The following is an 18,307-nucleotide window of genomic DNA, read 5'->3' as shown; positions in this document are numbered from 1 at the left end:
TCAGTGCGGGGCCGGGAGCGTTTCGACGGTGCCGTTCAGCCGGGCCCGCTCGGCCGCGAGAACCGCCATGTGGCTGGCGAGGGAGTCTCGCGGGCCCGACCTGATCCGTGCGGGGTTTCCGGTGGCCACGGCCTCGACGAAGGCGTCCATGAGCCCCGCGTCCCCGCCGCCGTGGCCGCCGGCCGCGGTCATCTCCCCCTGCCGCAAAGGCGTGACGTCCTCTTCGCTGCGGGTCAGGAAGTCGTAGATCCGCATGGTCCCGCCGTCACCGTACAGCTCGCCGCGGGTGCCGAAGATGCGGGTCTTGCGGTGTGCGGCCTCGTTGAACGCGGTCATGGTGAAGGTGGCGGTGGCTCCGCCGGGGAACTCCATCGCGACGACCTGGTGGTCGACCACATCGTTGTCGCAGGCGTACACGCACCGGCCGTAGGGTCCCGTGCGCAGGGCCCGGTCGAGCGCTTGCGGCGTGAAGTCGTCGACGACGACGCTGAGCGGCCAGCGGTGTTCGCCGCGGTCGAGCATGCCGCCGTAGAAGTGGGTGGCCGAGAACGGGCAGCTCGGCGCGACCGGGCACTCCACACACCGGTCGGCCGCCCCGGCGGGCCGGTTGGCCGGGGTGAAGTGCGAGAGGCGGCCGAAGCTGGAGATCCGCTGCGGCGGCTGCCCCACGACGTACTGCAGCCAGTCCAGGTCGTGGCACGACTTGGCCATCAGCATGGTCGTGGCCGCGTCGGTGCGGCGCCAGTTGCCCCGGACGAACGAGTGGGCCTGGTGCCAGAAGCCGACCGGCTCCAGGTGCTGGACGTTGACGATGTCACCGAGCCGTCCGGAGTCGACGACGACCTTGAGCGCCTGCGTGTACGGGGTGTAGCGCAGGACGTGGCCCACGGCGAGCATGACGCCGGCCTCCTCGACCGCGGCCACGACCCTTCGGCAGGAGTCCTCGTCCAGCGCCATCGGCTTTTCCAGCATGATGTGGTAGCCGAGGGCGGCGAAGGCTTCGGCGGGCTCGACGTGCGCGCGGTCGAGGGTGCAGATCAGCACGGCGTCGGCGAACTTGCCGCGAGCCGCGAGCTCCCGCCAGTCCGCCACCGCATTCGCGGACGCGATGCCGTGTGCTTCGACGAGCCGTGCGCGGCGCACGTCTCGCGGCTCGGCCACACCGACGACGGTTGCCCGGTCAGGGTGCTCCAGAGCCCACTTGGCGTATCCGGTGCCCCGGTCGCCGGCGCCGATGACGAGGAGAGAGACAGGCGGCATGGTGCAACCCTATTGAGTCCCGTGCGCCGAAGAAGGCGCTTTCACGCGAGGAGCGGCGGCATGACCGACGAGGACAAGTGGTCCGTACAGTTGAGCGGAGTACCGGAGACCCTGCTGTGGAACCTGTACCAGCGGGCGTGTGAGGCCCGAAGTCCCCGGCCGGTTCTGGCGGATCCCAAAGCCGTCTGGCTGGCCGACCGTATCCGGTATCCCTTCGAGGAGACTTTCGGGGCGCCCAACGCATTCCATGCGCAGGGTCATGCCTTGCGGGTGCGCACCTTCGATGCCGCCGTGCGCGCCTTTCTCGACGAGCACCCGGACGGCACGGTCGTCGCCCTCGCCGAGGGGCTGGAGACGCAGTTCTGGCGGGTGGACAACGGGCGCGCGCACTGGCTGTGCGTGGAGTTGGAGGAGACCGCCTCGGTACGGCGCGCCCTGCTGCCGGGCGGTGAGCGGCAGCGCATTCTCGCCCGGTCCGCGCTCGACCTGTCCTGGCGGGACGAGGTCGACGCCTCCCGCGGCGTGCTGATCACCGCCCAGGGGCTGTTGATGTATCTGCAGCCCCCCGAAGTACGGCAGCTGATCGCGGGGTGCGCCGAGCGGTTCAAGGGCGGTGCGCTGGTCTTCGACGCGGTACCCCGGTGGTTCAGCGCCTTCGCGATGCGGGGCCGACTGCGCGTCGGGCAGGGGTACACGGCGCCCCCGATGCCGTGGGGACTGGACGCCGGGGAACTCCCCGAGGTGCGCACGGCACACCCGGCGATCACCGAGGTGCGGGAACTGCCGCCGCCGCGCGGCCGGGGCCCGTACTACGGAGCACTGACGCCTTTGCTGCACCGGCTGCCCGCCGTGCGGAACGTACGGGCCACCATGACCGCCATCGCCCGCTTCGCCTGAACCGGCCGGCTGTTTCAACACGTTCTTTCAACAGGTTCTTTCAACACACCCTTTCAAACACACAAGCCGACCGGAATCAACCACGGCATCACCCGCCTCATTCCTGCGGGCGATTCCCTCCACAGTCAGGAAATGAGAGGCTGGAAAACCGCGACTTTGTTCTGCATTTTCGCAATTTCCGCATTTTCCGAACAACGCATGACGTGAGCTGCCACCTCCGGCGGCGAGGGAGCGCCGAGTGGGCATCGACGAACGGATCCGTATCGTGCTGTCACGGCGATTCGGGGTGGACCCGGGCGCGATCGCCCCGGAAGTCCCGCTGCGCCGCCTCCGCCTGGACTCCCTGGCCCTGGAGGAGTTGCGGCTGATCATCGAGGACCGGCTCGACATCGACCTGGAGGACGTCGACTTGAGCTCGCGCAGTACCGTGGGCGAGCTCATGACGGCCGTCCACGGCAAGCTCACCGCGTGATGGCTTCGCACCGGAAACCCTTCGTCGCGGCCGTGACCGGTCTCGGCGTCGTCTGCGCCGCCGGTGTCGGGGTCGAAGAGGCCTGGCACAACGTCGCCCACGGCAGCGCCCCCGTCTCCGTGGGGCCGCTCGCGGAACTGCACGGCCTGCCCTGCGACTTCATGTACACCGTCCCCGGCCTGGATCCCGACCGGGTCCTGGGGGCGGCCGGCACCCGGCTGATGGACCGCTTCGCGCAACTCGCGGTGATCGCCGCCAGAGAAGCCGTGGCGGACGCGGGGCTGGGCGCCTCGGTGTGGGACAGCGGGCGCGTCGCCGTGGTCATCGGGTCCGCGCACGGCGGGCTCGTGGTCTACGACGCGCAGCAGGACGCCCTCTCCAGGAAGGGGCCCCGGCGCGTCTCCCCGATGGTCGCCCCTCTCAGCGCGCCCAACAACGCCGCCAGCAGCGTCTGCATGGATCTCGGGGCCCGCGGGCCGAGCCTCGCGGTGAGCGCGACCTGCTGTTCCGGCACGATCGCCATCGGCACCGCCCACCAGCTGCTGCGCGCCGGAGTCTGCGACATCGCCGTCGCCGGTGGTGCCGAATCGGTGCGCTCGCGGCTGATCTTCGCCGGGACCTGCCGGATGAGGGCGCTGTCCACCCGCCGCGACGACCCCGCCACGGCGTGCCGTCCCTTCGACGTGGACCGGGACGGGTTCGTGATCGGCGAAGGGGCGGGGCTCCTGGTCATGGAACGCCCGGAGCACGCCCGTGCCCGCGGGGCACGCGTGCGGGCGGGTGTCGCCGGTTACGCGTCGACCAGCGACGCCCACAACCTGGTGGCACCCCACCCGGACGGCGCCGGTATCGAGCAGGCGATGCGGGCCGCGCTCACGGACGCGGGTGTCGGGGGCGGCGACGTCGGCCACGTCAACGCGCACGGCACGTCCACCGTGCTCAACGACCTGATCGAGGGCTCGGCGATCCACCGGGTGCTCGGCGACGACGCATTGGTCACCTCCACCAAGGCGATGACCGGTCACGCGCTGGGCGCAGCGGGAGGCATCGAGACCGTCCTGACCGTACGCGCCCTGGAGACCCAGCTCGTACCGCCCACCGTGAACCTGACGACGCCGGACCCGGCCATCCCTGCCCAGGTGGTGCGCGACGGCCCGCGCAAGCTCGGGTTCGGCTGCGCGGTGAAGACCTCGCTCGGGGTCGGCGGGCACAACGCCGCCCTTGTCCTGGTGCGGGAGTGATGCATGACCGACGAGATCCCCGGGATCCACGAAGTCGACGAGATCATCCGGCCGCTGACGGTGGACGGACTGCGGTACGCCTACCGCGTCCTGCCGCAGCCCCGGGCCGTCACCGAACCGGTCGTCGTCTTCGGCGGCGCCCTGCAAGGCATGTTCGGCTGGCCGCAGATGGAGGACCGGCTGGTCCCGGTGGCGAGTCTGGTCACCGCGGACCTGCCCGGCATGGGCGAGGCCTCCCCGTTCCCCCCGGGGCGCAGCGTCGAGAGCCTGCACACCGCGGTTTCCCGGATCATCGACGACCTCGGTGCCCCGCGGGTCAACCTGTTCGGCTACTCCTACGGCGCTGTTCTCGCCTACTGCCAAGCTCAGTGCAACCCCCATCGCATCGCCCGGCTGCTGATCGGAGGAGTGCCTCCCGCGCTGCAGACGGAGGAGACGCGCGCCGCCCTGCGGCGGGCCGTCGAGCTACTCGCCGCGGGGAACGCACCGGAGTTCGCGACCCGGGCCGCCGACAGCATGTTCTGCCTCGACGAGCGCCGGGTGGTCCGTCACCGCCACCTGGCGTACCGCTACGTGCGCCGCTCGCTCCTGCACGCCGCCCTGCGCTCGCCCCACGCCGTGAACATGCTCCTCCACGCACTGGACACCGAACTGTTTCCCGCAGGGGGCCTGTCGGGAGTGCCGACGCTGGTGTTCGCCGGCGAGCACGACACCGTCAACTCTCCCGAGGCCCAGCGCGAGTTCGCGTCCGGCATCGACGGCAGCCGCTTCGTCTCCATTGCGGAGTCCGATCACTGGGTGGTGCTGGAGCGCACCGCGGAAGTGGCCGACCTGGCGCTGCGCTTCTTCACCGACCGCCCCCTGACACCCTCGGAGTACCTGACCGAGCATCCCCTGCCGGGCTGTGCCGGAACGCTTCCCCGCCCACGCCGCTAATTCAACGGTGTTGTGGACACCCGCCGTTCAGGATCACTCGTGGAGGTGCGCGCATTCGGAGCGCTCGAAGTCGGGCAGCCCGGCCTCCGTGATCGTCCTATCCGCCGTCGCGGACACGGCGATGCCCCAACTGCGGCAGAACTCACGCAGATCGCGCCCGGACTGCCGGCTGGTGTAGACGGGCAGGTGCGTTGCCGTGCCGCGAGAGGTGTTCCGGTCCCGCCGGATCTGCTGGGACACCTTCGCCCAGAAGTCGGCCCCGAATTTCAGGCGCAGCTGTTCGAGGGCGCAGAGCTTGTCCCAGACGTCCATGGCACTGACGGATCCCGCGTTGAGCTTGGCTAGGCCGGCGAGACCTCGATCGTGGTGCCCCGCTTGTCGTAGAACGCGGCGGGCGCTTGCTCCGTGGCCGCGCCGGGGGCTTCCCTGGGCGGCGCAGACATGGACGGTGAGGCGGCGACTGTGCTGCCGGGGGCCGATTCCGCTCCACCGCACCCGAGTATGTCCATACCTGTCGGCCACCCGCTCCCCCACGGTCCGTCCCGGCACCGCGGCCGCCCTGCGGCCACCTCTCGGCCACAAAACGGCACAACACCGGAAAGGCCGCCCTCGCATCTCTGCGAGAACGGCCTCCGACCTGCGAAAATCGCTGGTCGGGACGGCGGGATTGGAACCTACGACCCCTTGACCCCCAGCCTAGTTGACGACCCACCAGAAATAGACAAAACCCCGAAAAGGGGCTTCTTGATGCGGGGCGGGTCAGCTCATGGTGATGGCGATGCTGCCGTTGCCGCCCTGCCTCCCGCCTGGGTGCTTTGGGCCTGGGCGCCGGTGCCGCCGCTTCCGGCCCCCGCGCCGCCTGCACCGCCGTTGACGGTGTCCGATATCCATGGGAGGTCGGCACTATCAGTGCCGGCGGTAACGGAGTTGACGGTGCCCCCCAGGAAGTCTCTTGCAGGTACCGGTGGGGGCTCCGCCTCCACCGCCTGTGGAGCCGCGAGGGTCGACGGTTGATCCCCCGTTGCCGCCGTTGCCGCCGTGGGAGTCGGATGCCCGTACCGCGGTTGCTCCTTCGGCTTTCCCTGGCCACCACGACCGGTTCCTCCGCCACCAGCAGCGATATACAGCAGGGAACTGACTTCGATGGCACTGGCACCGCCACCGCCGCCTCCCCCGGGGCTGCGGTGCGAGTCTCCCCCAGGCCCGCGGGCCCTGGCGCCGGCACCGCCCGCATGACTGCCCGCGGTGCCGCCTTTGCCGCCGTCAGGCCGTCGGCCGCCCGAACCGCCGGTCGCGACCTCCAACAGGAGGCGGTGCCCGGCCAGGCCCGTGACGGTGCACTGGATCGTCGGACCGCCCCCGCCCCCAGCCCCTGGGGCGGGGCCGCCTCGTAGCGGGCGCGGCGCTTGGCGCGGTGGTGGCGCGTCAGCCGGTCGGTCGCTCCTCGGAGGTCGGCTGGGTGGCGAGCAGTGTGGTGATCTCCTCGGCGAGCTGCGGGCCGAGCTCGCCCCAACCGTCCTTGTAGCCGTAGACGCCGGCCAGGGTGCGGGCCTCGTAGTCGCCGTTCATGATCTCGATGTCGGCGGCGGTGATGAGCGCCGGGTGGGGAACGCCGACGGCCGCCGAGACCTTCAGGAGTTCTTTGCGGAGGGTGCGCAGGTAGACGGCGGCCCGGGTGGCCTTGGAGGTCGGGTCGAGACCGCGGGCCAGCCGCGGGTTCTGGGTCGCGACGCCGGTGGGGCACTTGTCGGTGTGGCACTTCTGCGACTGGATGCAGCCGATCGACAGCATCGCCTCACGCGCCACGTTGATCATGTCGGCACCCAGCGCGAAGGCGACCGCGGCGTTCTCGGGCAGGCCGAGCTTGCCGGAGGCGATGAAGGTGAGGTCGTCGGTCAGCCCCAGCTCGGCGAAGGTGCCGTAGACCCGGGAGAAGCCCATCCGGAAGGGCAGCGACACCGAGTCGGAGAAGATCAGCGGTGCCGCCCCGGTACCACCTTCGCCGCCGTCGATGGTCACGAAGTCGACACCACGATCACCACGCGCCATCAGCGTGGCCAGCTCCTGCCAGAACTCCATCTCGCCCACCGCGCTCTTGATCCCGACCGGCAGACCGGTCTCGGTGGCGAGCAGTTCGACGAAGTCGAGCATCGAGTCGACGTCGCTGAACGCAGTGTGCCGCGACGGGGAGGCGCAGTCCTTGCCGAGCGGGATGCCGCGGATCTCGGCGATCTCCGGGGTCACCTTCGCCCCCGGCAGCATCCCGCCCAACCCCGGCTTGGCGCCCTGGGAGAGCTTGATCTCGATCGCCTTGACCGGGGCGCCGGCGATCACGTCCTTGAGCTTGTCGATGTTGAAGCTGCCGTCCTCGTTGCGGCAGCCGAAGTAGGCCGTACCTATCTGGAGGATGAGGTCGCCGCCGTTGCGGTGGTACGGCGAGAGGCCGCCCTCGCCCGTGTTCTGCATCGTGCCCGCCAGCGCCGCCCCCTTGTTGAGCGCGGTGATCGCCGCGCCGGAGAGCGATCCGAAGCTCATCGCCGAGATGTTCACCACGCTCGCCGGTCGGAACGCCTTGGCGCGCCCGCGCGGCCCACCCAGCACCTTGGCCGACGGCAGCGGGGCCTGCGGGTCGTGCGCGTCGGGCAGCGGAGCGTGGGCGAACGTACGCTGCTTCAGGTACGCGTGCCCCTGCATGTGCTCGATGTCGTTGTCGGTGCCGAACCCGAAGTAGTTGTTCTCGCCCTTCGCCGACGCATAGATCCAGGTGCGCTGGTCCCGACTGAACGGGCGCTCCTCGTCGTTGGAGGTGACGATGTACTGCCGCAGCTCCGGGCCGATCGTCTCCAACAGGTACCGGGCGTGACCGATCACCGGGAAGTTCCGGAGCAGGGCGTGCTTCTTCTGCACAAGGTCACGAGCGGCCACGAGTGCCAGTGCGGTTGCGGTGGCCGTGGCGATGCTCCGGGCGCGCATGAACGTTCCTCTCCTCGATGCTCGACCCCCTCGCCGTGCGGTGGAGCCGTCGTGTCGTGCCGTATCGGGCGTTGGGCGGCGGGCACGACCCAAACGGGCGTCAGCGTCCGTCGGAGAACGCGAAATGATATTAGGGGCTCGTCGGGACAGGAGTGGGGGCAGGGTCGTCGGTGAGGCGGTCGCCCCGGCTCACCGAGGGGGTGGGCGACCGCCAGGCACCGTCACGTGACCAGGCGTAGCCAGGCATCCGCGAGTGCGGCGTGGCCAGCCGGCGTCGGATGCACGCCGTCCGCGGCCCAGTTCTCCGGTCCGCTCGCCGCGGCGAGTCGGACGAACAAGCTGTCCGCGGCGAGCAGCTGCGCGCCGTATGCGCGGGCGAGCTCGCGCACGACCTGGATCTTCGGGTCCAGATCGGCCCGCCACTCCTTCCGGACCGCCGCGTCGATACGCGCGTGACCGGCACCGGCCACGACGGTGCCACTGATCGGCAGCAGGAACGGCTCGATGAGAACCAGCTCCGTGCCCGCCTCGGCCAGCGGCGCGAGCAGACGTTCGTAACCCGCTGCGAAGTCCTCCGGGGGAATCACCCGGCCGTCCGGGTCGATCGTGTGCCAGCCCATGTCGTTGACGCCGACGAGGATCGACACCACGTCCGGGCCCGCGTCGAGCACGTCCGCCTGCCACCGGGCTTCCAGATCGCTCACCTTGTGGCCCCCGATCCCGGTGTTGAGCCAGGTCACGGGCCGGTCCGGGTGCCGGAGTCCGAACTCGCCCGCGACGCGCAGCGGGTAGCCGAACCCGAGGCCGTCCTCGCTCTCCAGCCGCCGGCTGTCGGTGATCGAATCCCCGGTGAACATCACGGTGGCTCCCGGACGCAGGGTGATCGTCATCTGTGCTCCTTGGCATGGGGGTTGGGGGAGAGGGGAGGCTTGCCGGGAACGGGGCGGCGCATCAGGATTCCGCAGGGCCGAACCACTCGCCGGCGGCCCGCTCGAACGCCTGCCGGTCGATGTCGCGACCGTCCGCCCAGGCCACGATGCCGTCCGGCCGGACCAGCACGGCGCCCAGCCCCAGGTTGTCCTCGGCCGCCCCGGCCACGTAACGCAACCGACGCTGCCAGCCCGTCGCAGCATCCCGCAGGCGGAGTTCCGCGCTGAAGTCGAGCACGACGCCCCGTCCGTCGTGCATCAGGCCGGCGAGACAAGTGCCGTCCGCAAGACGGAAGTCCGGGGTGTTGCGACCGACCAGCGGGCGGTCGCTGCCGAGGTCGTGGCGGATCGCCCAGCCCGAGAGCCTCCCGTACGCATAGGTCGTCCCGTCCCGGGTCCCGAGCAGGTCGCGGATCACCCCCTGGAGGGCTCGACCGTGCGGGCCCGGCGCCATGGCGGACACCTGGGCGCGGGACCAGTCGAGCACTCGCGCGCCGACCGGGTGGCGTTCGCGGGTGTAGGTGTCGAGAAGGCCGTCCGGCGCGTGCCCGCGCACGGTCGCCGCCAGCTTCCACCCCAGGTTCACGGCGTCGCCGAGCCCGGTGTTGAGTCCCTGGCCGCCCAGGGGGGAGTGGGTGTGCGCGGCGTCGCCCGCCAGCAGGACGCGTCCCCGCCGGTAGCTCGTCGCCTGCATCGCCCGATCGGTGAAGCTCGACGCGAGGTGCACCTCGTTCAGCGTCACGTCGGTTCCGGACACCCGGCGCAGCACCGTCTGGAGGTGGTCGCGGGACGGCTGGTGCGTACGGTCGAACGCGCCGCCGTCGAAGTCCACCATGCCGACGTGCCCCGCCGTGTCCATCCGGAGGTACATGCCGGTCGGTGTCGGGTTGATCCCCGGGCGGAGCTTCTCGGGATCGGCGAGGGCGGCGACCATGGTGTAGCCGGTGAACCTCGGCTCGGTGCCGACGAATTCGAAGCCGGCGAGCCGACGCACCACGCTGCGCCCACCGTCGCAGCCGATGACCCAGCGCGCCGGGTACTCGCGCTCGCCGGCCCGCACGACCACGCCCTCGTCGTCCTGCGCGACGCCGGAGACGGTGACGCCACGCCTGATCTCCACGCCGAGCTCGGCCGCCCGCTCGGACAGTACGGCTTCGACCGCATCGAGGCTGGTCAACGCGACGTCCGGGGCCGGGCTGGGCAGTCGGAACGGCAGCGCGGCGAGGTCGACCCCGGCCGGGTCGAGCACCATGCCGGCGAAATGCCCCACTCCGCCGCGGATGGGGGACGACCCGTCCGCACCGAAATCCGCGGCGAGTTCGTCATGGGAACCCGAGGCTTTCACCAGCGGATCCAGCATTCCGCGGCGGTGGAACCCCTGAAGCGATGTGGCGAACACCCCCCGCATTCCCAGCGGTTCCGCCCGCCACGGGGACCTGGGCTCCGGATCCCGCTCCAGCACCACGACGGAGCAGCCGGCGAGCCCCAGCTCGCAGGCGAGGAAGAGACCGACCGGGCCAGCGCCCACGATCACCACGTCAGACATGAGAAAACCCCTTCCGAAGACGGAAACCTGCGACGCATCCAGGCTGTTGGGGATCCCTCACAGCGGGCTCACACGGCGCTGACACGACCGTGCACCGGCGCCGCCCTGATGTGAGGACCCGACTGCGCGTGCGCGAAGATGGGGGAATGGACGGGGGCGCGCGGCTTCGCATCACGCTGCTCGGTGCCTTCGAGGCGTCTCGCGGTGACGCCGTCCTGCCCGTCCCGGGCGCCCGCCTGCAGGCCCTGCTCGGGCGGCTGGCGCTCGCCGGCGGACGCCCGGTCGAGCGGAACGCCCTGGTCGACGCGATCTGGGCCGAGGCCCCGCCGACCGACCCCGCCCACGCTCTCCAGGCCCTCGTCTCACGCCTGCGCCGAACCCTCGGCTCCGCCGGCCAGGTCGCGCAGCGCGCGGGCGGCTACCAACTGGCCGTGCGCGCCGCCGACGTGGACGCGCTGCGGTTCGAGCGGCTCGCCCGCGACGGCCGGCACCGCCTGCGTGCCGGCGACCCACAGGCGGCGGCCCTGCTCGGAGAGGCCGTGGCGCTGTGGGGCGAGCACCCCGGCACCGAGCCCGCGGTCGTCGCCGGGTTGGCGCCCGCCGTCGCGACCCGGCTGGCCCACGCCTCGGTCGAGGCCGTCGCCGACCTCGCCGACGCCGAACTCTCCCTGGGCCACGCCGACGTGGCCGCCACCCGCCTGGCCGCCCTGCTCGCCGACCACCCCGTCCACGAACGCGCCGCCGCGCTGCTCATGGACGCGCTCGCCGCCCAGGGGCGCCAGGCCGAGGCCCTCGCCCGGTACGAGCAGGTCCGCGCAAGCCTGGCCGACGCCCTCGGGATCGACCCGGGTGCCGGCCTGCGCGCACGCCACCTGCGCCTGCTGCGCGCCGACCCGCCCGCCGCCGACGCCGCCCGGACCGGACGGAGCAACCTGCCCGCGCCGCTGACCCGTTTCATCGGCCGCGGCGACGACCTCGCCCGGATCCAGGCGCTGTTCACGGCCGGTCGCCTGGTCACCGTGGTCGGCCCCGGCGGCGTCGGCAAGACGCGGCTCGCCGTCGAGGCTGCCCGCCGCCACCGGCCGGAGTACCGCGACGGTGCCTGGATGATCGACCTCGCCGCGGTCACCGAGCCCACCAAGGTCGGCACGGCACTGCTGGCCGCGATCGGACTGCGCGGCTCGGCGCTGTTCGAGGTGTCGGCCGAGCTGCACGGTGATCCGGTCGGTGAACTGGACGTACTGTCCGACCAGTTGAGCGGCCGGGAGATCCTGCTCCTGGTGGACAACTGCGAGCACCTCATCGACGCCGTGGCGCGCCTGGTCTCAGCACTGCTGGCCCGCTGCGCCGGACTGCGGGTGCTGGCCACCAGCCGGGAGCCACTGGCGATCGACGGCGAGGCACTCGTCCCGCTCGGCCCGCTGCCCCTGCCCGAACCGCACGCGGACGTCGAAAGGGCACGCCGGACGGCGTCGGTGCTGCTGTTCCGCGAGCGGGCGGCGGCCGTACGGCCCGGGTTCGACGTCGACGAACACCACCTCGGCGATGTGCTGCGCATCGTGCGGGGCCTCGACGGCCTGCCGCTCGCCCTGGAGTTGGCCGCGGCCCGCCTGCGCACCCTCTCGCTGCCCGACCTGGCCGCCGGACTGTCCGACCGGTTCCGCCTGCTGACCACCGGCAGCCGGACCGCCGTCCGACGGCACCGCACCCTGCGCGCGGTCATCGCGTGGAGCTGGGACCTGCTCGACACGGACGCGCGTACGGTCGCGGAGCGGATCGCGGTGCTCGACCAGACCGCACGGGCGAGCACGATGTTCGCCGCGGCCCGCGAACGCGTGCTGTGCTCGGCGTCACCCGAGCTGGCGATCGTGCTCGACGCCCGGGAAGCCGGTCTGCGGGTGCGGATCGGTGACCTCGGCCGGGCACGCGAGCTGGTCGAATCCGCCGAAACCGGGCTCTCCGAGCAACTCCTGGCCGTCCGCCCCCACGGGCAGGCGCTGGTCGCCACGGCCCGCGGTGCGCTCTGTCTCGCACTCGGCGACAGGCCGGGCGCCGAGGAGGCGCTGGACCGGGCGTACGCGGCGGCGGTCGACAGCGGGGACCTGCCGTTCGCCGCGACCGTGGTGGTCACCGTGGCCGAACTCGCCGCGCTCTACGGGCGGTACCGGGACGTTGCCGCCCTGCTCGGCGCGGCTGCCCGTCTGCGGGGCTCCCATGACCACACCGACCCACAGGTCCGCACGCTGAGTGCCCGCAGCCGGCTCACACTCGGCGACACCCGCTTCACCGAGGCATACGAGACCGGCTGGCAACTGGACCCGCCGGCGGCCCTGACCCGGACCGATCCGGCGCGACTACGACGGCCATGCCTACGGAATCGTCAGGCGGTTGACGTACTCGGATCCTTCGTGGAGGAGGCCGCTCCGCAGGTGGATACTCATCACCATGCGCGTTGACTTCGATCCTGCACACATGCCCCGCAACGACTTCTACAAGCTGCTGACCGCCACGGTCGTGCCGCGGCCGATCGCCTGGGTGTCCACCGTCTCCGATGACGGGACGGCCAATCTGGCACCGCACTCCTTCTTCAGCATCGCCAGCGTGGCGCCGCCCGTGGTGCAGTTCAGCTCCGTCGGACGCAAGGACACCCTGCGCAACATCGAGGCCACCGGCGAATTCGTGGTCAACTTCACGCCGGAGGAACTGTTCACGCAGATCAATGACACGGCTACCGACTTCCCGCATGGCGTGAGCGAGTTCGAGGCGGCGACGATCGATGCCGAGCCGAGCCTGCGGGTGAAGCCGCCGCGGGTCGCGGCCTCGCCGGTGGCACTGGAATGCGAACTGCACAGCACTCTCCGGATCGGCGATGGAACCGTGGTGTTCGGGCGCGTCCTGCACGCCGTCGTCTCGGACGACGTCCTGGTCGACGGACACCCGGAAATCAGCAGGCTGCGCCCGCTGTCGCGACTGGGCAAGAACGAATGGGGGACGGTCAGCGGCGTGCGCGACCTCGCCCGCATTCGGCATGAGGACTGGCGGGGACCTGCGGCCGACCGCTAGCCAACGCTGAGCGCGGGCGAGCGAGTGAGGGTTTACTTTGGAAGCGATCACCATGCGCTCCGCCACTACTCGGGGGCGCGTCTACCGGCGCTGCGGCTGCCGGGACCACCTGCACCACCAGCTCGGATCACGCTGTCCACGGCTCCTCACCGATCCCGATCACGGGACCTGGACGTTCGCCGTCGATCTCCCCTCACCCGCGCAGACCGGCCACCCACTCCCCCACAGCCGATCCCAGCGCCGAAGATCCCCCGCACCTGCGACCACCTTGCGACCACAAGCCGGCACAACATCGAAAAGGCCGTCCTCGCATCCTGCGAGAACGGCCTCCGACCTGCGAAAACGCTGGTCGGGACGGCGGGATTTGAACCCACGACCCCTTGACCCCCAGTCTAGTTGACAACCAATCAGAAACGGACGAAACCCCCAAAAGGGGGCTTCTTATTGTGGGGCATAAGGGACGGCGTTCGGTGGCGCGCGTGTCGTGTGGTCCCAAACTGGTCCCAGAACCCGCCGAGTTCGACACATCCCGCCAACTTGACTCAGCGTCTCGCAGGACAGCATCACCGAAGGCTCTGTAACAACGCCTAACAGAATGAGTTGATCTGTCTGAGGGTGATGAGGCAGCAGGCCAGGCGGAGGAAGGCTTCGTGGATGTCGGCTCGTCTCTCCCAGCGGATGCGGAGGCGTTTGAAGCCGTGGAGCCAGGCGGTTGGGTCGGCCGCGCGGCGAGGTGCCTGCCGTGGCAGGTCCTTTTCCGTGCGGCCTCCCGCCGAACCGGACGTGACGGTTTCCCTGTCATCCGGCTCTCCAGTGACTACTGCGTGAGTGATTCAGCCGTTCGTGCGACGTGGATGCGGTCGTGGCAACTGACGCAGGCCACAACGGTCTTGCGGCGCCGGTCGAGCATGACGCGCGCCCAGTCGGACGGCGGCCACCCGGAATGCGCGAGATCGGCGAGAGCACGGATGTGATGCACTTCGACATCACCGGTGCTTCCGCAGATTTCGCAGGTGTCCGCAAGGAGCCGGGTGATCAGCTCCTTGTGGGGATAGTCCACCCAGACAGGCCGTCGGTCGGTGATTTTCGCCGACCGTTGCTGTTGGAGTGGGATTCCACCGAACGTTGCCACCAGTGGTTTCCTGTTCTTCCGCTCGATGCGGGCTTCGAAGCAGACTCGGATCCCGTTGGGTGTGTCGATTCTGGCCTTGTGCTTGGCAGCCATCTTCGACACCGATGAACGGTGCTTGGCGGCGAGGGTCTTGAGCATGGAGGTCTCCATGACCCATCGCAGCCGGTGCAGCCGGAAGACATCTCCGGCGAGCAGGTAGTACTGGACGATGCCCCGGTAGACGGCCCCGAATGTCGCGACGATCGCGTGATCGCTGCTGCTGATCAGGGCATTTCTCCTCGCGGGTTTTCCCCATGCGAGATAGGGGGCAGCCTTGGCCTTGATCACGTCCAGCGGGACACGGAGAGCGATCTGACCGTTGACACGACGGTAACGGCCCGTCTTCTTCGTGTCGTTGTGCTGGGTAGTGATCTCGTAGCCGAGAAACCTCGCGGCCCGGGTGCGGGCGTGCGTGATCAGCGTCTTGTCCTGGGAAAGTTCCAGCTTGAGTTCGTCACGCAGGAACTCTGCCAGGCGCCGTTTGATCTGTTCGGCCTCGGCCTTGGGTCCGGTGAAGCCGAGGAGGTGGTCGTCCGCATAGCGGATGTACCGGATCCTCCGGTAGCCCGGATCATTCGGATCCGAGCTCGGCAGGCTGGTCATCTGCTGACGCAGCATCCGGGCCTGGGCCCGGTCGCCGCGCCGGCGGGCTTTCGCCAGGAGATTCTGCAACTCCAGATAGGCGGGGTTGCGGGCCCGGCGGCCTCCTCGGGTGTATTCCGGGATAAGAACTGTCTCGACGAACTCGTCCAGCTTGTGCAGGTAGATGTTGGACAGGACCGGGGAAGCCACGCCGCCCTGCGGGGCGCCGGAGAGCGTGGCTCCCCACCTCCAGTCCTCCAGGTATCCGGCCATCAGCATGTTGCGCACCAGCCGGAGAAACCGCTGGTCATGGACCTTCTCGCCGAGGATCGACAGCAGCACCTGGTGGTCCAGGCTGCCGAACGAAGCCTGAACTTACTACCCGCATCGAGGACTTCGCCCGGGCTCTGGCTGCCGTGTTCCTGGTCGGTGTGGAGGTGGCGGGGCGATGACATCGGTCCAGGTCACGCGGGTCCGGCACCCTCTTCAGGGACGGAGGCTGCGGGTGCTCGGTCAGATGCACTGTCGTGGGCGGCTGGAGTTGCTGCTGGTGCTGCCGGACGGAAGCAAGTCGCTCATCCCGGCAGGCTGGACCGACTACGCAGCCGCGGAGACAGGCCTTGCCGCACGGCCGGCTGCGACGGCAGCCGAGGTGCTGGCCCCGCCTGGGGCACTACTGGAGGCGTCCGTGATGGTCTCCGCGCTTTTGCAGCGGACTGCTGCCGGGAAAGAGCAGGTTGCACAGGCTCTCCTGCCCGAGGAGGACGACCGTGCAGCCCACCCGGCTCGACCTTCCCGCCAAGCAACTACCCCCGCAGCCGAACCAGCTGATCGACCGGATTCCGGCCGCACACCTGCAGGAAGCCATCACGCAACTGGCCCGTCTCATCGCCAAGATGGCCGCCGCACGCCGGACGGAGGCCGACGATGAGTGAGAACAGCAAGGTGACCACGTCCCACCGGCAGCGGGCGGCGATCGTGTACGTCCGCCAGTCCACACTCCTTCAACTGGAGCGCAACAAGGAGTCCACGGCCCGGCAGTACGACTTCGTCGAACGAGCGGTGGCGCTGGGGTGGCCCCGGGCGGCCGTCGGCATCGTCGACGAGGACCAGGGGCACTCCGGCTCGAGTGCGGCCGGACGCTCCGGCTTCGCAGAGCTGGTCTCCCAGGTCGGCCTGGGCCACGTCGGCATCGTCCTCGCCCTCGAAGTGAGCCGCCTCGCCCGCAACAACGCGGACTGGTACCGCCTGCTCGACCTCGCCGGCATGACCGACACGCTGGTCGCGGACACCGACGGCGTCTACCATCCGGGCCGGTTCGACGACCGCCTGGTGCTGGGCATGAAGGGGACCATGGCCGAAGCGGAACTGCACATTCTGCGGGCCCGTCTGGACGGCGGAGTCCGCAACAAGGCCGCCCGCGGCGAACTCCGTCGCGGCCTGCCCGTGGGCCTGATCTGGGGCGAGACCGAGGGCGAGATCCTCTTCCACCCCGACGAGGCCGTCACCGGCGCGATTACCCTCGTCTTCGACCGTTTCGCCGAGTACGGCTCGGCGCGCGCGGTGTGGCTGTGGCTGCGCGGGCAGGGCCTGAAGTGGCCACTGCAGCCGACCGGATACGTCAACGGCACCGAGATCGTGTGGGTCGAGCCGACCTACCACGCAGTGCACACCACACTCACCCACCCCGCCTACGCGGGCGCCTACGTCTACGGCCGCACCCGCTTCGAGCGCCGGCTCGACGAGCACGGACAGGTCCGCAGCCACCGGCGGGTCCTGCCCCGCGACCAGTGGCAGGTCCTGATCGTGGACCACCACCCGGGCTTCATCACCTGGGACACCTACCTGACCAACCAGGACAAGATCGCCTCCAACACCCGGCCGCGGCGGCACGAGCCCGGCACCGGCGCCGTCCGTGAAGGGTGCGCGCTGCTGCAGACCCTGGCCGTCTGCGGGATCTGCGCACGCAAACTCGCCGTCTTCTACAAAGGCCCCACCAAGGCGGTCCCCGGCTACTACTGCACCGGCACCGGCCAGCTGGTCGACGGCCGAGGCACGCGACATCTGCAGGTCGGCGGGCAGGCCATCGACGCCGCGGTGGCCGACGCATTCCTGGTCGCCCTCACCCCCACAGCCCTGCAGGCCTGCCTCCAGGCCGCCGACGTCCTGGAGGCCGGCCACGACGCGGCACTGGCCCAGCACCGGCGCGAAGTCGAACGCGCCCGCTACGACGCCTCACGCGCCGAGCGCCGCTACCGGGCTGTCGACCCGGACAACCGCCTGGTCGCCCGCAGCCTGGAAGCCGACTGGGAAAAGACCCTCACCGCACTCGCCGCTGCCGAGAACGACCTCGCCCGCCGCGAACGCCGCCGCCCCGTCCCCCTCACCGAAGCCGAACGCACCGCCGTCCTGGCCCTCGCCGATGACCTCCACACCGTCTGGCAAGCCGAGACCACCACCGACAAGGACCGCAAGCAGCTGCTGCGGACCCTGATCGAAGACGTCACCCTCACCGTCCACCGCGACACCCCCGACCCGCACGCCACCGTGCTGATGCGCTGGAAAGGCGGCGCCACCACCGAGCTGGCCGTCCCGATCCGCCGGCCACAGCCGAAGATCCGCACCGACGAGGACACCGTCGGCCTCATCCGCCGCCTGGCCGTGCACTACCCCGACGCCCAGATCGCCGGAATCCTCAACCGCCAAGGACGCCGCACCGCCCGGGGACTGCCCTTCACCGCCACCCGAGTCCAATGCACCCGATTCCACTGGCACATCCCCTGCCACCGGAAAAACACCCATCCCAAAGAACTGCAGGGCGAGTTGGTCACCATCGTCCAGGCCTCCGCCGCACTCGGCCTCGCCCCTTCCACCCTGCACCGCTGGCTCAACGACGGCTTCATCGCCGGCGAGCAGGACACCCCCGGCGCCCCCTGGCGCATCCGCCTGACCAACGACCTGCGCGGCCTGTTCGTCGATACCGCCCCCGACGGCTGGCTCGCGATGCTGGAGGCCACCCTCGCCTACGGCGCCTCCCGCCAGACCCTGTTGCAACGTGTCAAGCGCGGCGACCTCAAGGCCGTACACCTTCGCACCGGACGCAGGAAGGGCCTGCGTATCGAACCCCCAACCCCTCGACGCAGCATGTCCGAACCCGCACAATCAGCACGAGGAGCAGTGTGACGATGCATCAAAACAGTCGGCGATGTGTAAGGTAGGCCGCCGACGAGGTGTTCG

The 18,307-nt window shown here is 70.3% G+C and carries 12 protein-coding genes and 4 pseudogenes; 9 read left to right on the top strand and 7 right to left on the bottom strand.

The annotated features are described in order from the left end of the window. Entirely contained in the window at positions 1 to 1,260 is a 1,260-nt protein-coding gene (locus ACLHRZ_RS04230) for a Gfo/Idh/MocA family protein (protein WP_490416863.1), read from the bottom strand. A gap of 60 nt (positions 1,261 to 1,320) precedes the next feature. Here ACLHRZ_RS04230 and ACLHRZ_RS04225 point away from each other — a divergent pair, with 60 nt between their 5' ends. The 4 genes from ACLHRZ_RS04225 to ACLHRZ_RS04210 all read left to right on the top strand — a co-directional run bounded on the left by ACLHRZ_RS04225 (position 1,321) and on the right by ACLHRZ_RS04210 (position 4,806). Further along, on the top strand, positions 1,321 to 2,157 hold the full coding sequence (locus ACLHRZ_RS04225) for a class I SAM-dependent methyltransferase (RefSeq protein WP_490416862.1): 837 nt from the start codon (positions 1,321 to 1,323) through the stop codon (positions 2,155 to 2,157). A 238-nt stretch (positions 2,158 to 2,395) separates the two neighbouring features. Beyond that, positions 2,396 to 2,629: an acyl carrier protein gene (locus ACLHRZ_RS04220; RefSeq protein ID WP_490416861.1), complete on the top strand. Its 234-nt coding sequence runs from the start codon at positions 2,396 to 2,398 to the stop codon at positions 2,627 to 2,629. Then, the gene (locus tag ACLHRZ_RS04215) at positions 2,629 to 3,870 is read left to right on the top strand and encodes a beta-ketoacyl-[acyl-carrier-protein] synthase family protein (RefSeq protein WP_490417208.1); all 1,242 of its coding nucleotides are present in this window, start codon (positions 2,629 to 2,631) and stop codon (positions 3,868 to 3,870) included. The genes ACLHRZ_RS04220 and ACLHRZ_RS04215 overlap by 1 nt, the downstream gene beginning before the upstream one ends. Positions 3,871 to 3,873: 3 nt before the next feature. Beyond that, positions 3,874 to 4,806, top strand: coding sequence for an alpha/beta fold hydrolase (locus tag ACLHRZ_RS04210; protein WP_490416860.1), 933 nt, complete (start codon positions 3,874 to 3,876; stop codon positions 4,804 to 4,806). 33 nt (positions 4,807 to 4,839) lie between these two features. Here ACLHRZ_RS04210 and ACLHRZ_RS04205 read toward each other — a convergent pair. The 4 genes and pseudogenes from ACLHRZ_RS04205 to ACLHRZ_RS04190 form a co-directional block, all read right to left on the bottom strand. Continuing rightward, positions 4,840 to 5,127: pseudogene (locus ACLHRZ_RS04205) on the bottom strand (M60 family metallopeptidase); the annotation flags it as partial. 1,104 nt (positions 5,128 to 6,231) lie between these two features. Next, positions 6,232 to 7,779, bottom strand: a complete 1,548-nt coding sequence (locus tag ACLHRZ_RS04200) for an FMN-binding glutamate synthase family protein (protein WP_490416859.1) — start codon at positions 7,777 to 7,779, stop codon at positions 6,232 to 6,234. Between the two features lie 221 nt (positions 7,780 to 8,000). Then, positions 8,001 to 8,669, bottom strand: coding sequence for an SGNH/GDSL hydrolase family protein (locus tag ACLHRZ_RS04195; protein ID WP_490416858.1), 669 nt, complete (start codon positions 8,667 to 8,669; stop codon positions 8,001 to 8,003). A gap of 61 nt (positions 8,670 to 8,730) precedes the next feature. Further along, on the bottom strand, positions 8,731 to 10,254 hold the full coding sequence (locus ACLHRZ_RS04190) for an FAD-dependent monooxygenase (RefSeq protein WP_490416857.1): 1,524 nt from the start codon (positions 10,252 to 10,254) through the stop codon (positions 8,731 to 8,733). Positions 10,255 to 10,400: 146 nt separating this feature from the next. Here ACLHRZ_RS04190 and ACLHRZ_RS04185 point away from each other — a divergent pair, with 146 nt between their 5' ends. Together ACLHRZ_RS04185 and ACLHRZ_RS04180 are read left to right on the top strand one after the other, a co-directional pair. Next, on the top strand, positions 10,401 to 12,710 hold the full coding sequence (locus ACLHRZ_RS04185; protein WP_490416856.1) for an AfsR/SARP family transcriptional regulator: 2,310 nt from the start codon (positions 10,401 to 10,403) through the stop codon (positions 12,708 to 12,710). Next, positions 12,700 to 13,317: a flavin reductase family protein gene (locus tag ACLHRZ_RS04180; RefSeq protein ID WP_490416855.1), complete on the top strand. Its 618-nt coding sequence runs from the start codon at positions 12,700 to 12,702 to the stop codon at positions 13,315 to 13,317. The genes ACLHRZ_RS04185 and ACLHRZ_RS04180 overlap by 11 nt, the downstream gene beginning before the upstream one ends. Positions 13,318 to 13,904: 587 nt before the next feature. Here ACLHRZ_RS04180 and ACLHRZ_RS04175 read toward each other — a convergent pair. Both ACLHRZ_RS04175 and ACLHRZ_RS04170 read right to left on the bottom strand, forming a co-directional pair. After that, positions 13,905 to 14,027: pseudogene (locus ACLHRZ_RS04175) on the bottom strand (IS5/IS1182 family transposase); the annotation flags it as partial. A 107-nt stretch (positions 14,028 to 14,134) separates the two neighbouring features. Continuing rightward, a pseudogene (locus tag ACLHRZ_RS04170) lies at positions 14,135 to 15,433 on the bottom strand (group II intron reverse transcriptase/maturase); the annotation flags it as partial. An 85-nt stretch (positions 15,434 to 15,518) separates the two neighbouring features. Between ACLHRZ_RS04170 and ACLHRZ_RS04165 the strand changes: the two are divergent. The 3 genes and pseudogenes from ACLHRZ_RS04165 to ACLHRZ_RS04155 form a co-directional block, all read left to right on the top strand. After that, positions 15,519 to 15,716: pseudogene (locus ACLHRZ_RS04165) on the top strand (DUF5372 family protein); the annotation flags it as partial. A gap of 124 nt (positions 15,717 to 15,840) precedes the next feature. Next, positions 15,841 to 16,005: a hypothetical protein gene (locus ACLHRZ_RS04160; RefSeq protein ID WP_490417226.1), complete on the top strand. Its 165-nt coding sequence runs from the start codon at positions 15,841 to 15,843 to the stop codon at positions 16,003 to 16,005. After that, on the top strand, positions 15,998 to 18,253 hold the full coding sequence (locus ACLHRZ_RS04155) for a recombinase family protein (protein ID WP_490416854.1): 2,256 nt from the start codon (positions 15,998 to 16,000) through the stop codon (positions 18,251 to 18,253). The genes ACLHRZ_RS04160 and ACLHRZ_RS04155 overlap by 8 nt, the downstream gene beginning before the upstream one ends. The last annotated feature ends 54 nt before the right edge of the window (positions 18,254 to 18,307 follow it).

The organism is Streptomyces sp. AM25, from assembly GCF_058146165.1.
This window is presented reverse-complemented; position numbering and strand designations above follow the sequence as displayed.